Origin of the sequence: Streptomyces sp. NPDC000594 (assembly GCF_040299965.1) — a bacterium.
In the GTDB taxonomy this organism is placed as follows: domain Bacteria; phylum Actinomycetota; class Actinomycetes; order Streptomycetales; family Streptomycetaceae; genus Streptomyces.
Window position 1 is genome coordinate 297,093 of sequence record NZ_JBEPCY010000004.1, and the last position, 14,371, is coordinate 311,463.

At 71.5% G+C, this 14,371-nt stretch carries 10 protein-coding genes; all 10 read left to right on the top strand.

Translation table 11 applies throughout. The features are described 5' to 3' along the window. The first annotated feature begins 7 nt into the window (after window positions 1–7). The 10 genes from lysA (at window position 8) to prmC (ending at window position 14,236) form a co-directional block, all read left to right on the top strand. Window positions 8–1,399 (top strand): diaminopimelate decarboxylase, encoded by a 1,392-nt coding sequence (gene lysA / locus ABT354_RS08545; RefSeq protein ID WP_351490750.1) that lies wholly within the window; start codon window positions 8–10, stop codon window positions 1,397–1,399. A gap of 99 nt (window positions 1,400–1,498) precedes the next feature. Then, complete coding sequence (locus ABT354_RS08550; RefSeq protein WP_351491150.1) at window positions 1,499–2,797, top strand: homoserine dehydrogenase; 1,299 nt, start codon at window positions 1,499–1,501, stop codon at window positions 2,795–2,797. 7 nt (window positions 2,798–2,804) lie between these two features. After that, window positions 2,805–3,875 carry a threonine synthase gene (gene thrC, locus ABT354_RS08555; RefSeq protein ID WP_351490752.1) on the top strand — a complete coding sequence of 357 codons (1,071 nt, stop codon included), beginning with the start codon at window positions 2,805–2,807 and terminating at the stop codon, window positions 3,873–3,875. A 544-nt stretch (window positions 3,876–4,419) separates the two neighbouring features. Then, a complete protein-coding gene (gene thrB / locus ABT354_RS08560; RefSeq protein ID WP_351490754.1) occupies window positions 4,420–5,376 on the top strand; it encodes a homoserine kinase in 957 nt (318 codons plus the stop codon). Between the two features lie 613 nt (window positions 5,377–5,989). Continuing rightward, window positions 5,990–8,005 carry a transcription termination factor Rho gene (gene rho / locus ABT354_RS08565; RefSeq protein WP_351490757.1) on the top strand — a complete coding sequence of 672 codons (2,016 nt, stop codon included), beginning with the start codon at window positions 5,990–5,992 and terminating at the stop codon, window positions 8,003–8,005. A gap of 374 nt (window positions 8,006–8,379) precedes the next feature. Further along, window positions 8,380–10,149: a trypsin-like serine protease gene (locus tag ABT354_RS08570; protein ID WP_351490761.1), complete on the top strand. Its 1,770-nt coding sequence runs from the start codon at window positions 8,380–8,382 to the stop codon at window positions 10,147–10,149. 355 nt (window positions 10,150–10,504) lie between these two features. After that, window positions 10,505–11,677 carry an LCP family protein gene (locus tag ABT354_RS08575; RefSeq protein WP_351490763.1) on the top strand — a complete coding sequence of 391 codons (1,173 nt, stop codon included), beginning with the start codon at window positions 10,505–10,507 and terminating at the stop codon, window positions 11,675–11,677. A 122-nt stretch (window positions 11,678–11,799) separates the two neighbouring features. Continuing rightward, a complete protein-coding gene (gene rpmE, locus ABT354_RS08580) occupies window positions 11,800–12,024 on the top strand; it encodes a 50S ribosomal protein L31 (RefSeq protein WP_351490765.1) in 225 nt (74 codons plus the stop codon). A gap of 154 nt (window positions 12,025–12,178) precedes the next feature. Then, window positions 12,179–13,258 (top strand): peptide chain release factor 1, encoded by a 1,080-nt coding sequence (prfA, locus tag ABT354_RS08585; RefSeq protein WP_351490767.1) that lies wholly within the window; start codon window positions 12,179–12,181, stop codon window positions 13,256–13,258. 132 nt (window positions 13,259–13,390) lie between these two features. Further along, the gene (prmC, locus tag ABT354_RS08590) at window positions 13,391–14,236 is read left to right on the top strand and encodes a peptide chain release factor N(5)-glutamine methyltransferase (RefSeq protein WP_351490769.1); all 846 of its coding nucleotides are present in this window, start codon (window positions 13,391–13,393) and stop codon (window positions 14,234–14,236) included. Window positions 14,237–14,371 lie beyond the last annotated feature (135 nt).

Here is a 14,371-nt window from a genome sequence, read left to right on the forward strand (position 1 = left end):
AGACCCCATGAGCCGTTCCGCCCACCCCGCCGGGCCCCGCCACGCCGATGTCCTCCCCGAGGGTCACCACCCCGCCCCGCCCAGCGACCTCAACCACCTCGACCTCAAGGTGTGGTCCCGGACGGTGACCCGCGACGCCGACGGCGTCGCCACCGTCGGCGGGATCGAGGTGACCCGGCTCGCCGAGGAGTTCGGCACCCCCGCCTACATCCTCGACGAGGAGGACTTCCGGGCCCGCTGCCGCGCCTGGGCCGACGCGTTCGGCCCCGACGCCGATGTCTTCTACGCGGGCAAGGCGTTCCTCAGCAAGGCCGTGGTCCGCTGGCTCCACGAGGAAGGGCTCAACCTCGACGTCTGCTCCGGCGGCGAGCTGCTCACCGCGCTCGACGCCGGGATGCCCGCCGAGCGGATCGCCTTCCACGGCAACAACAAGTCCCCCGAGGAGATCGAGCGGGCCGTCCGCGCGGGCGTCGGCCGGATCGTGCTGGACTCCTTCCAGGAGATCGTCCGGGTCGCCCATGTGGCCCAGGCCCTCGGGGTGCGCCAGCGGGTGCTGATCCGGGTCACCGTCGGCGTCGAGGCCCACACCCACGAGTTCATCGCCACCGCCCACGAGGACCAGAAGTTCGGGCTGCCGCTGGCGGGCGGACAGGCCGCCGAGGCGGTACGCCGCACCCTCGGCCTCGACGCCCTGGAGCTGGTCGGCATCCACTCCCACATCGGCTCCCAGATCTTCGACACCTCCGGCTTCGAGGTCGCCGCCCACCGGGTGGTCGCCCTGCTGAAGCAGATCCGCGACGAGCACGGCGTCGAACTCCCCGAGATCGACCTCGGCGGCGGCCTCGGCATCGCGTACACCCCCGAGGACGACCCGCGCGAGCCCCGGCACATCGCCAAGGCGCTCCACGAGATCGTCACCCGTGAGTGCGAGAGCGCCAGACTGCGCACCCCCCGGATCTCCGTCGAGCCCGGCCGCGCCATCGTCGGCCCCACCGCCTTCACGCTGTACGAGGTCGGCACCCTCAAGCCCCTCGCGGGCCTGCGCACCTATGTCAGCGTCGACGGCGGGATGTCCGACAACATCCGCACCGCGCTCTACGACGCCGAGTACAGCGTCGCGCTGGTCTCCCGGACCTCCGACGCCGCCCCGATGCTCTCCCGTGTCGTCGGCAAGCACTGCGAGAGCGGTGACATCGTGGTCAAGGACGCGTTCCTCCCCGCCGACCTGGCACCCGGCGATCTCCTCGCCGTGCCCGCGACCGGGGCGTACTGCCGCTCGATGGCCAGCAACTACAACCACGCGCTGCGACCCCCGGTGGTGGCCGTCCGGGACGGTGCGGCCCGGGTGATCGTCCGACGGGAGACGGAAGAGGATCTCTTGCGACTCGATGTCGGGTAATTGAGATACTTGTCTCGCATCCCGGACCGGGGATAGAAACTTCGGTCCGGTGGGTGAGACTGGACCAACTGTAGAAGTGATGAGAAGCGAGGTCGGATGATGCGTACGCGTCCGCTGAAGGTGGCGCTGCTGGGCTGTGGAGTGGTCGGCTCAGAGGTGGCGCGCATCATGACGACGCACGCCGACGACCTCGCGGCGCGCATCGGCGCACCCGTCGAGCTGGCGGGTGTCGCCGTGCGCCGCCCCTCCAAGGTGCGCTCCGGCGTCCCCGAGGAGCTGATCACCACCGACGCCACCGCGCTCGTCAAGCGCGGCGACATCGACGTCGTCATCGAGGTCATCGGTGGCATCGAGCCGGCCCGCTCCCTCATCACCACCGCCTTCGAGCACGGCGCCTCCGTCGTCTCCGCCAACAAGGCGCTGCTCGCCGAGGACGGTGCCGCGCTCTACGCCGCCGCCGCCGAGCACGGCCGGGACCTCTACTTCGAGGCCGCCGTCGCCGGGGCGATCCCGCTGATCAGGCCGCTGCGCGAGTCGCTCGCCGGCGACAAGGTCAACCGCGTCCTCGGCATCGTCAACGGCACCACCAACTTCATCCTCGACCGGATGGACAACTCCGGCGCCGGCTACACCGAGGCCCTCGACGAGGCCACCGCGCTCGGTTACGCCGAGGCCGACCCCACCGCCGACGTGGAGGGCTTCGACGCCGCCGCCAAGGCCGCCATCCTCGCCGGGATCGCCTTCCACACCCGGGTCCGCCTCGACGACGTGCACCGCGAGGGCCTGACCGAGGTCACCGCCGCCGACATGGCCTCCGCCCGCCGGATGGGCTGCACCGTCAAGCTGCTCGCCATCTGTGAGCGCGCCGCCGACGGCAAGTCGGTCACCGCCCGGGTCCACCCGGCGATGATCCCGCTCAGCCACCCCCTCGCCTCCGTGCGCGAGGCGTACAACGCCGTCTTCGTGGAGGCCGAGGCCGCCGGACAGCTGATGTTCTACGGTCCCGGCGCCGGTGGCGCGCCCACCGCGTCGGCGGTCCTCGGCGACCTCGTCGCCGTCTGCCGCAACAAGCTCGCCGGCGCCACCGGGCCCGGTGAGTCGGCCTACACCCAGCTGCCCGTCAGCCCCATGGGCGACGTGGTCACGCGGTACCACATCAGCCTCGACGTGGCCGACAAGCCGGGCGTGCTCGCCCAGGTCGCGACGGTCTTCGCCGAGCACGGGGTCTCGATCGACACCGTACGTCAGCAAGGACGACCGGATTCCTCCGGCGAGGCCAGCCTCGTCGTCGTCACCCACCGCGCGCCCGACGCCGCCCTCTCCGGGACCGTCGAGGCGCTGCGCTCGCTCGACACCGTGCGCGGTGTCGCCAGCATCATGCGTGTTGAAGGGGAGTAAAGGACCCATGACCAACCAGGGCACCCACCAGTGGCGCGGCATCATCGAGGAGTACCGGGACCGGCTCCCGGTCACGGACACCACGCCTGTGGTCACACTCGGTGAGGGTGGTACGCCGCTCGTCCCCGCGCAGGTCCTCTCCGAGCGCACGGGCTGCGAGGTGTACCTCAAGGTCGAGGGCGCCAACCCGACCGGCTCCTTCAAGGACCGGGGCATGACCATGGCGATCACCCGGGCCAAGGAGGAGGGGGCGCGCGCGGTGATCTGCGCCTCCACCGGCAATACCTCCGCCTCCGCCGCCGCCTACGCGGTACGGGCCGGCATGGTCTGCGCGGTCCTGGTGCCGCAGGGCAAGATCGCGCTGGGCAAGATGGGCCAGGCGCTGGTCTACGGCTCCAAGATCCTCCAGGTCGACGGCAACTTCGACGACTGTCTGAATCTCGCCCGCAGCCTCTCCGAGAACTACCCGGTCGCCCTGGTCAACTCGGTCAACCCGTACCGGATCGAGGGGCAGAAGACCGCCTCCTTCGAGATCGTGGACGCGCTCGGGGACGCCCCTGACATCCATGTCCTGCCGGTGGGGAACGCGGGGAACATCACCGCGTACTGGAAGGGGTACCGCGAGTACGCCGCCGATGGCATCAGCGGCCGGACCCCCCGGATGTGGGGCTTCCAGGCCTCCGGCTCCGCGCCGATCGTGCGCGGCGAGGTCGTCAAGGACCCCTCCACCGTCGCCACCGCCATCCGGATCGGCAACCCGGCCTCCTGGAAGCAGGCGCTCGCCGCCCGCGACGAGTCCGGCGGCCTCATCGACGAGGTGACGGACCGTGAGATCCTGCGGGCCTACCGGCTGTTGGCCGCGCAGGAGGGTGTCTTCGTGGAGCCCGCGTCGGCCGCCTCCGTCGCCGGTCTGCTCAAGGCCGCCGAGGCCGGCAAGGTCGACCCGGGCCAGCGGATCGTCTGCACCGTCACCGGAAACGGCCTGAAGGACCCCGACTGGGCCGTCGCGGGCGCCCCGCAGCCGGTCACCGTGCCGGTGGACGCGGCCTCGGCCGCCGAGCGGCTCGGTCTGGCGTAACACCCGGTCCGCGCCCCGCGCCTCCTGGGCCGGGTGCGCGGTCCGTGCACGGTCCGTCGTCACCGTCCCTCCGCCGTACCCGGTTCGCCCGTACGGGGGAGGGTGCCGGGGTTCTGTACGGGGAAGGGACCCGGGCGCGGCGGTACCGGCGCACGGACCGGCGCGGGGCCGGCTGAACAGGGCTCCGAGAGGACAGCCCTACCCCGGCGAAAAGCCCGCCAAGCAAGGCATCGGCGCAGACAGGGGCACGGGAGGCTTGCGACACGCATCGTGCGCCTGCCGTGCGCCCTATGTCGCCGCGGAACCTTCCTTCGATAGGCTGTACCGAACCAGACCCGCCGCATATGCCGCGGTGCAGCCGCCGTGATGGCCCCCGGGCGTTCTCTTTCCCTGTCGCGTCCAGATCTCCCGCAGCCAGAGCGTCCGCCGCCAGCGCGTCCCCGCCAGTACCTCCCTGTCACCGCATCCCCGTCACCGCGTCCCCCGTCAGTACATCCTTCTGTCAGTACATCTCTCCGTCAGAACCAAGGAGTGTCATCAAGCGATGGCCGGTCCAGCGTTCCGCGCCGCCGCCGTCCGTGTGCGCGTCCCCGCCACCAGCGCGAATCTCGGTCCGGGCTTCGACGCCCTCGGACTGTCCCTGGGGCTCTACGACGACGTCGTCGTCCGGGTCGCGGACTCCGGTCTGCACATCGACATCGCCGGGGAGGGCGCGGCCACCCTGCCGCGCGACGAGGGCCACCTGCTCGTGCGCTCCCTGCGTACCGCCTTCGACCTGCTCGGAGGGCAGCCCCGGGGCCTTGAGGTGGTCTGCGCCAACCGTATCCCGCACGGCCGTGGCCTCGGATCCTCGTCCGCCGCGATCTGCGCCGGCATCGTCGCCGCGCGGGCGGTGACGATAGGCGGCGACTCCCGGCTGGACGACACCGCGCTGCTGGAGCTGGCCACCGAGATCGAGGGGCACCCCGACAATGTGGCCGCCTGTCTCTTCGGCGGCTTCACCCTGGCGTGGACCGACCGCGGGGCCGCGCGCGCCATCAGGATGGAGCCCGCCGATTCCGTCGTTCCGGTGGTTTTCGTCCCCGAGAAGGCGGTGCTCACCGAGACGGCCCGCGGACTGCTGCCGCGTACCGTCCCCCATGTGGACGCCGCGGCCAACGCCGGCCGGGCCGCCCTGCTCGTCGAGGCCCTGACCAGGCGTCCCGAGCTGCTGCTTCCTGCCACGGAGGACCGTCTCCACCAGGAGTACCGGGCCCCGGCGATGCCGCAGAGCGTCGACCTGGTCAACCGGCTGCGCGCGGACGGCATCCCCGCCGTGATCTCCGGTGCGGGCCCGACCGTGCTCGCCCTGGCCGAGGAGAGTGCGGCCGAGAAGGTCGCGCGGCTGGCCGGGGAGGGCTGGGCCGCCAACCGGCTCGACTTCGACACCGCGGGGGCGAGCGTCCTGCCGCTCTCTCCCCCGGGCGGTGCCCCCGCCGACGGCGACACCCCGGTGCGGTAGAGCCGTCGATGAATTCGGTGGTCACGGGCCCGGTGGGGAGGGGTCCCGTGGGCATCGTGGGGACGATGGGTATGAGTCCGGTAAATGCGATTCGATCGTTTACGCACCGGATATACGCCGGTCGAATACGGGCGGATCCGGTATGTACCGGTCGGCCTTCGCCCGGTCGGCGCGTCCCCGGGCGGCGGGGCGTGTGGGCGCACCGGCGGAAGCCGGTGAATCGACGTGACACGAGATTGCCGGTGATGGAGAGGGGGAATGTTTGTTGGAGCCGGTAGTGTTAACCTCAAGTCTGCAACCGAAGCCATCACGGCTCGGTTCTTCGTGTCCCGATTCGGGACCGCAAATTCTTCCGGGAGCCTCCCCAACTGCCTGAGCAGCCTGCCTGAGCAGTTTCGAGCACGCTCCGGAACCGGCACGTAACCTCCCGCTCCGCCATGGAGTGGGCCGAGCAGGGGGACTCGGGCCGGACCCGCATGTATCTGACTCTCCGCCGTACCAGACCCGGCGGGGACCACCGCCCCGGCACGGTCCGAACAGAGAGACCGCCGTCGGACAGCACAACCGGTCGCCGAGCCAGAAGGCCGACGTCCGCTCCAGGGAAGGACCCTTCGTGAGCGACACCACCGATCTGATGGGCGTGAGCGCCGACAGCAACGTCGACACCTCCGCGCCCGCCGCAGGTGCTGCCTCCGGCACCACCGCACGGCGCCGCCGTTCCGGCACCGGCCTGGAGGGCATGGTCCTGGCCGAGCTCCAGCAGGTCGCTTCCGGCCTCGGCATCAGGGGCACCGCGCGTATGCGCAAGAGCCAGCTGATCGAGGTCATCAAGGAGGCGCAGGGCTCCGCCGCCGGCGCCAGGACGGCGGAGACCGCCGCCAAGAGCGCCGAGGCCGAGACCAAGCCGAAGCGCCGCGCCACCTCCAAGGCCCGTACGGGCGACACCGCCGCCGAGACCACCCCGGCCGCGGCCCCCGCGGAGAAGGCCCCCGCCGCTCAGCAGCAGATCGACATCCCCGGCCAGCCCTCGCCCAAGGCGCCGGCCGCCGCGGAGCAGGCGGGCGACGAGCAGCCGGCCGCCGAGCGCCGCCGCCGCCGGGCCACCGCCCCCGCGGGCAGCCCCGATGTCCAGGCCGAGGCCAAGGACGGCGCGGGCGCCGTCGAGGTCAAGGAGAAGTCCGAGGACCGCTCCGAGGCCAAGGACGGCGGTGCCCAGGACGGCGAAGGCCGCCGGGACCGCGGCCGTGACCGCCGGGACCGCCAGCGCGACCGCCGCGGCAAGAACGACGAGCAGCAGGGCGGCCAGCGCCAGCAGCAGGGCGGCGGCCAGCGCCAGCCGCAGCCGCAGCAGCAGCAGGGCGGCGGCCCGCAGGACGACTTCGACGAGGACGGCGGCGGTCGCCGCGGTCGTCGGGGCCGTTACCGCGACCGTCGTGGCCGTCGTGGCCGCGAGGAGTTCGGTCCGAACGAGCCGCAGGTCTCCGACGACGATGTGCTGATCCCCGTCGCGGGCATCCTCGACATCCTCGACAACTACGCGTTCATCCGCACCTCGGGCTACCTCCCGGGCCCCAACGACGTGTATGTCTCCCTCGCCCAGGTCCGCAAGAACGGCCTGCGCAAGGGCGACCACGTCACCGGCGCGGTCCGCCAGCCGAAGGACGGCGAGCGCCGCGAGAAGTTCAACGCCCTGGTGCGGCTGGACTCGGCGAACGGCATGGCGGCCGAATCGGGCCGTGGCCGCCCGGAGTTCAACAAGCTCACCCCGCTCTACCCGCAGGACCGGCTCCGGCTGGAGACCGACCCGGGCGTGCTGACCACGCGGATCATCGACCTCGTGTCGCCGATCGGCAAGGGCCAGCGCGGTCTGATCGTGGCCCCGCCGAAGACCGGTAAGACCATGATCCTCCAGGCCATCGCCAACGCGATCACGGTCAACAGCCCCGAGTGCCATCTGATGGTCGTCCTCGTCGACGAGCGGCCGGAAGAGGTCACCGACATGCAGCGGTCGGTCAAGGGCGAGGTCATCTCCTCGACCTTCGACCGCCCGGCCGAGGACCACACCACCGTCGCCGAGCTGGCCATCGAGCGCGCCAAGCGCCTGGTGGAGCTGGGCCACGACGTGGTCGTCCTGCTGGACTCCATCACCCGTCTGGGCCGTGCGTACAACCTCGCGGCCCCCGCCTCCGGACGCATCCTCTCCGGTGGTGTCGACTCGACCGCGCTCTACCCGCCGAAGCGGTTCTTCGGTGCGGCGCGCAACATCGAGGACGGCGGCTCGCTGACCATCCTGGCCACCGCGCTGGTCGACACCGGCTCGCGCATGGACGAGGTGATCTTCGAGGAGTTCAAGGGCACCGGCAACATGGAGCTCAAGCTCGACCGGAAGCTCTCGGACAAGCGCATCTTCCCCGCGGTGGACGTCGACGCGTCCAGCACCCGTAAGGAAGAGATCCTGCTGGGCAGCGAGGAGCTGGCCATCGTCTGGAAGCTGCGCCGGGTGCTGCACGCGCTCGACCAGCAGCAGGCGATCGAGCTGCTGCTCGACAAGATGAAGCAGACGAAGTCGAACGCGGAGTTCCTGCTCCAGATCCAGAAGACCACCCCGTCGATGTCCAACGGGGACTGACCACCGGTCAGCGATCCATCGGACCGCCCCGTCACCCTTCAGGGTGGCGGGGCGTCGCCGTTTCCCCCGGTACCGCGGCCGCCTTGCCGCAGGGGTGCCGCTCGGCTCCGCTGTCCCCTGGGCCTGGGGCCTTGTGCGCGGCCGCCGTTGACCACCCCGGCTGCCGGCCGGTCAGCAGCCACGCATACGATCACTCCCGTCACAGGTGGGGGTTCCCGGGGGCTCCCCGGGGGGTCCGGGGGATCCTGTTCCGTCGCACGGTCCGCGTACCGGACCGGTGCGCGCTCCTCCCCTGACGCCCGCGCGCCCCACCACAGCACGTCCCGGCGGTACGCGAGAAGCGCCGCCGGCCCAGCAGCCGAGGTGGAGACCGAGTGGCCCCGAGCGCCCGTACGCGCCGCATCCGATACGAGATACCCGCCGTCGCGACCGTGCTGGCCCTGGCCGGCGCCGCGCTGGCGACCGGTGGTGTCGCGGACGCCGAGGCGGCGACGCCGGCCGGCGCCCCGCAGGGTTCCGCCCAGCCCGCCCCCGCCCCGCAGGGTGAACTGCGGGAGCGGATCGCCGGTGCCCTGGACGCCCTGGAGCGGGCGAAGGCCCCCGCCCGGCCCGGCCCGGGTGCCGACCGGAAGCGCGGGCCCAGCGCCCGCATCATCGGCGGCAAGACCACGGTGATCTCCTCCGCGCCCTGGATGGCGCAGCTCTACTTCGAGGACGACCGGGGCGTTCCGTTCTTCTGCGGCGGCGCGGTGGTCGCCCCCACCAAGATCGTCACCGCCGCCCACTGTGTCGACGGCATCGACTGGAAGGGCACCGGGGCCGTGGTCACCGGAGCCGACCGCACGCCCACCCAGACCGGCCGCAAGGACGCCGCCGGGCGTCCCGTGCTCGATCTGCACGGCGGCCAGCTGCGCGGTGCGGTACGCCAGTGGCAGCACCGCGCGTACGACGACTGGACGCTCAACAACGATGTCGCCGTCCTCACCCTCGACGCCACCGTCAAGGCGAAGCCGCTGCCCATCCTGCGCGGCGGTGACAGCGGGCTGTACAAGGCCGGTACCGACGGCAAGGTGTACGGCTGGGGCCTGACCGGCTCCGGACCGACGGCCAAGGGCTCGGACAGGCTCAAGGTCGCCGACGCCGACGCCCAGTCCGACGCCAACTGCCGGAAGGCGTACGGCTCCGACTTCGTCGCCGGGACCATGTACTGCGCGGGGAAGGCACCCACCGGCAAGGACAGCACCTCCGAGACCACCTGCAACGGTGACTCCGGCGGTCCGCTCGTCGCCGGCGGCAAGCTGGCCGGCATCGTCTCCTGGGGTGACGCGGACTGCTCCGCCAAGGGCAAGTACGGCGTCTACGCCAAGGTCAGCGCCTTCCAGGTGGGCCTGAGGGCGCAGCTGCACGACACCAACTGGAACCGCGACCGCTATGCCGACCTGGTCGCCCGCCGTGGCTCCACCGCGCATGCCTGGACCACCGCCAAGAAGGGCACGTCGCTCACCCGCAAGGAGAGCCTGGGCGCCTTCACCGGTGTCGATCTGCTGCTCCAGGCCGATCTGGACCGGGACGACCGGCAGGATCTGATCTGGCGGGAGAAGTCCGGCGAGATCCGCTGGAAGCGCGGCGGCGGCGCGACGACCACCATCGTCAAGAACTGGCGTGACCAGCGGCAGATCGTCGCCCCCGGCGACCTCGGCGGGGACGAGATCCCCGATCTGCTGACCGTCTCCGCCAAGGGCAACGCGTATGTCCACAAGGGCACCGGCAAGGGCACCTTCGCCGCGCCGGTCCTCGTCGGCTCCGGCTGGGACCAGTTCGACACGGTCCGTGGCAGGGGTGACCTCTCCGGTGACGGCAGGGCCGATGTCCTGTCCCGGGGCGCCGGTGGCAGGACCTATCTCCACCAGGGCACCGGCGACGCCAAGAAGCCCTTCCGGGACAAGGTCCAGGTGGGTACGTACAGCCATCTGAACGCGCTGGTCACCACGGGTGATGTCAGTGGCGACGGCCGTGCCGACATGATCGGCCGGGACAGCGCGGGCAAGCTCTGGCTCTACCCCGGCACCGGTAAGGCGGCCAAGCCCTTCGGGACCCGGATCCAGCTCGCCGGCGGCTGGCAGGACGCCACCCTGCTCGGCTAGCCGACCCCTGGCCGCCCCCTGCGGGCCCCGCCCGCGCCCGCACGCCCACCGTGCCGCCCCGCACGGTGGGCGTGTGCGTGTGTCCCCCCGTACCGCGCGAGAGGCCGTACGCCCGCGTCCACGCCCGCGTACGGCCTTCCGTACGGGGGAGAGTGCGCCCGTCACCCGCCCCGGCGCACCCGGTCACGGCGGGTCACCCGTACTTCTCAGCAAGTTCTCACCCCGCTGTGCAACCCTTTCCCTCCCCTCGCCGTCTCCCCACTGGCGGAGCAAAAATTGACAGGGTGGGCCATCGCGCCCGGCCGGGTCGCCCGGGGACGACCACCGGCGACCGGTACGGAGAACCGAGGAGACCATGGGCGAGCACAGCAGCAGCGGCGGCCGAATAGGCGGCAGTCGCGGCAGACGGCGCAAGGCGCCCGCCCCGGCGCGTCGGGGCCGGCGGGCCGGGGCCGTCGCCACCTGGTCCCTGGTCGGGCTGCTGCTCGTCGGCGGCGCCGGGGCGGGCTATGTCTATCTCAAGCTCGACGGCAACCTCGACGGCGTCGACATCAACGCCCGGCTGGGCACCGACCGCCCCGACGACATCGACAACGGCTCGCTGGACATCCTGCTGCTGGGCTCCGACTCCCGGGACGGCGCGAACTCCGCGTACGGCGGCCGGGAGGAGGGCGCCCGCGCGGACACCGCGATGGTGGTCCACCTCCACGAGGGCCGCAAGAAGGCCAGCGTCGTCTCCATTCCGCGCGACACCCTGATCACCCGGCCCGAGTGCCAGAACCGCGAGGACCGGACCGTACCGGAGCAGCACCGGGTCATGTTCAACACCGCGTACGAGGTCGGCGGCCCCGCCTGTGCCGTGAAGACGGTGGAGCGGATGTCCGGCATCCGCATGGATCACTACATCGAGGTCGACTTCACCGGCTTCAAGAAGCTCATCGACGCCCTCGGCGGGGTGGAGATCACCACCAACCAGCCGATCAAGGACAGCAAGAGCCATCTGAACCTCGAACCCGGCACCCACACCCTCAACGGTGAGCAGTCCCTCGGCCTGGTCAGGACCCGCAAGAGCGTCGGCGACGGCTCCGACCTCGGCCGGATCCAGCTCCAGCAGGCGTTCATGAAGGCGTTCATCGCCCAGGTCAAGGAGGTCGGCGTGCTCACCAGCCCGACCAAGCTGCTGGACATCGCCGACACCGCGACCCAGGCGATCACCCCCGACTCCGAGCTGGACTCCATCCCGGAGCTGACCGGCTTCGCCCGGGGCATGGGCGGGCTGGACGCCAAGGACGTCAACATGGTGACCATGCCGGTGGAGTACGACCCCATCGACCCCAATCGGGTGATCCCGCTGCCGAGCGCCGCCCAGCAGGTCTGGAACGCCCTGCGGCAGGACCGGCCCATTCCCGCCTCCGCGCTCAAGGACTCCGCCGGTGACAAGGGCGTGGCGGGCTCGATGGTGGGCGAGAAGGCCGCCCGGACCGAGCCGCGGGCGGGATCCGGCGACACGACCGGGTCCGGGGAATAGCAGGGGGGCCACCCCGGTTTTGGGAGATACGGCCGGTCCTGGCAGACTGGTACGTCGGCCCCGGTTCACGCACGGGCAATCCGCCCGGGCGACCCGGAGCCCTCCCGAAACTAGGAGACACCTTGAAGCGCGACATCCACCCCGAGTACGTCGAGACGCAGGTCAGCTGCACCTGTGGCGCGTCGTTCACCACCCGTAGCACCATCGGCGCCGGCTCCATCCGTGCCGAGGTCTGCTCCGAGTGCCACCCGTTCTACACGGGCAAGCAGAAGATCCTCGACACCGGTGGCCGCGTGGCCCGCTTCGAGGCCCGCTTCGGCAAGGCTGCCGGCTCCGCCAAGAAGTAGCGAGCCATCTGCGCCGGTCCTCGGCCGTCCCCACGGGGTGCGGCCGGGACCGGCGCTTTGCCGTCCCGCCAGCCAGAGCTGGGGTTCCGGGGCCCCAGGCGGTCCGGCCGAACGGCCGGCCGCGCAACACCTCGTAAAAAACAGGAGCCATTCGATGTTCGAGGCGGTCGAGGAACTGATCGGCGAGCACGCCGGTCTGGAGAAGCAGCTCGCCGACCCTTCGGTCCACGCCGACCAGGCGAACGCGCGCAGGCTCAGCAAGCGGTACGCCGAGCTGACGCCGATCGTCGGCACCTATCGCTCCTGGAAGCAGACCGGTGAGGACATCGACACCGCGCGTGAGCTGGCCGCCGACGACCCGGATTTCATCGCCGAGGTCAAGGAGCTGGAGCAGCGGCGCGAGGAGCTGACCGAGAAGCTGCGGCTGCTGCTGGTCCCGCGCGACCCCAGTGACGACAAGGACGTGATCCTTGAGGTCAAGGCGGGAGCGGGCGGCGACGAGTCCGCGCTCTTCGCCGGGGATCTGCTGCGGATGTATCTGCGGTACGCCGAGCGCGCCGGCTGGAAGACCGAGATCATCAACTCCACCGAGTCCGAGCTGGGCGGCTACAAGGACGTCCAGGTCGCGGTGAAGACCAAGGGCGGCCAGGGCGCCACCGAGCCCGGCCAGGGCGTCTGGGCCCGGCTGAAGTACGAGGGCGGGGTCCACCGGGTGCAGCGGGTGCCCGCGACCGAGTCCCAGGGCCGGATCCACACCTCCGCCGCCGGGGTGCTCGTCACCCCCGAGGCCGAGGACATCGATGTGGAGATCAACCCCAACGATCTGCGGATCGATGTGTACCGCTCCTCCGGTCCCGGCGGCCAGTCCGTCAACACGACCGACTCCGCCGTGCGCATCACCCATCTGCCGACCGGTGTCGTCGCCTCCTGTCAGAACGAGAAGAGCCAGCTCCAGAACAAGGAGCAGGCCCTGCGTATCCTGCGGTCCCGGCTGCTCGCCGCCGCCCAGGAGGAGGCCGAGAGGGAGGCCGCGGACGCCCGCCGCAGCCAGGTCCGTACCGTCGACCGGTCCGAGAAGATCCGTACGTACAACTTCCCCGAGAACCGGATCTCCGACCACCGGGTGGGGTTCAAGGCGTACAACCTGGACCAGGTGCTCGACGGCGATCTCGACGCCGTGATCCAGGCGTGCGTGGACGCGGACTCCGCCGCGAAGCTCGCCGCCGCGCAGTAGACCCGGACCCCGGGCCCGGTCGGATCCCCAGGAGCCGACCGGACCCGCCGGACCCGCCGTAACCGCTAGAACCGAACCGCCAGAACCACAGCCCCGCGCAGCAACTGTCGTACGAACCCGGGTGGAGGACCAGTGAACCTGCTGCTTGCCGAGGTGGCCCAGGCCACCCAGCGGCTGGCCGACGCCGGCGTGCCGTCCCCGCGCTTCGACGCGGAGGAGCTGGCCGCGTTCGTCCACGGGGTGAAGCGGGGTGAGCTGCACTCCGTCAAGGACGCCGACTTCGACGCCCGCTACTGGGAGGCCGTCGCCCGCCGCGAGGCGCGCGAGCCGCTCCAGCACATCACCGGCCGCGCCTTCTTCCGCTATCTGGAGCTCCAGGTCGGGCCCGGGGTCTTCGTCCCCCGCCCGGAGACCGAGTCCGTCGTCGGCTGGGCCATAGACGCGGTCCGCGCCATGGATGTCGTCGAACCGCTGATCGTGGACCTGTGCACCGGCTCCGGCGCCATCGCGCTCGCCATGGCGCAGGAGGTGCCGCGCTCCCGGGTGCACGCCGTGGAACTCTCCGACGACGCGCTGGAGTGGGCCCGCAGAAACGCCGAGGGCTCACGGGTCACCGTCCACCAGGGGAACGCGCTGACCGCCCTGCCGGAGCTGGACGGCCAGGTCGACCTGGTCATCTCCAACCCGCCGTACATCCCGCTCACCGAGTGGGAGTATGTCGCCCCCGAGGCCCGCGACCACGACCCGGAGATGGCCCTCTTCTCCGGCGAGGACGGCCTCGACACCATCCGGGGCATCGAGCGCACCGCCCACCGGCTGCTGCGGCCCGGCGGCCTCGTCGTCATCGAGCACGCCGACACCCAGGGCGGACAGGTGCCGTGGATCTTCAACGAGGAATCCGGCTGGACGGACGCGGCCGACCACCCCGACCTGAACAACCGCCCCCGTTTCGCCACGGCCCGCAAGGCGACCCCGTGACGACCCCGGGCGCCACCACCACCGCGCGTATCCGCACGGGCGGTCCGTCCTCGCGTACCCGCACGGGCGGTCCGTCGTTGTGTCCAGAGGCCGTCCGGCGCACCTCCGCGACCCGTGCGGCGCGAGCACCGAGAA

Excerpts from the sequence above, each read along its gene's own strand:
- lysA (WP_351490750.1), top strand. The coding sequence starts at position 8 with ATGAGCCGTTCCGCCCACCCCGCCGGGCCCCGCCACGCCGATGTCCTC.
- ABT354_RS08550 (WP_351491150.1), top strand. The coding sequence starts at position 1,499 with ATGCGTACGCGTCCGCTGAAGGTGGCGCTGCTGGGCTGTGGAGTGGTC.
- thrC (WP_351490752.1), top strand. The coding sequence starts at position 2,805 with ATGACCAACCAGGGCACCCACCAGTGGCGCGGCATCATCGAGGAGTAC.
- thrB (WP_351490754.1), top strand. The coding sequence starts at position 4,420 with ATGGCCGGTCCAGCGTTCCGCGCCGCCGCCGTCCGTGTGCGCGTCCCC.
- ABT354_RS08575 (WP_351490763.1), top strand. The coding sequence starts at position 10,505 with ATGGGCGAGCACAGCAGCAGCGGCGGCCGAATAGGCGGCAGTCGCGGC.
- prfA (WP_351490767.1), top strand. The coding sequence starts at position 12,179 with ATGTTCGAGGCGGTCGAGGAACTGATCGGCGAGCACGCCGGTCTGGAG.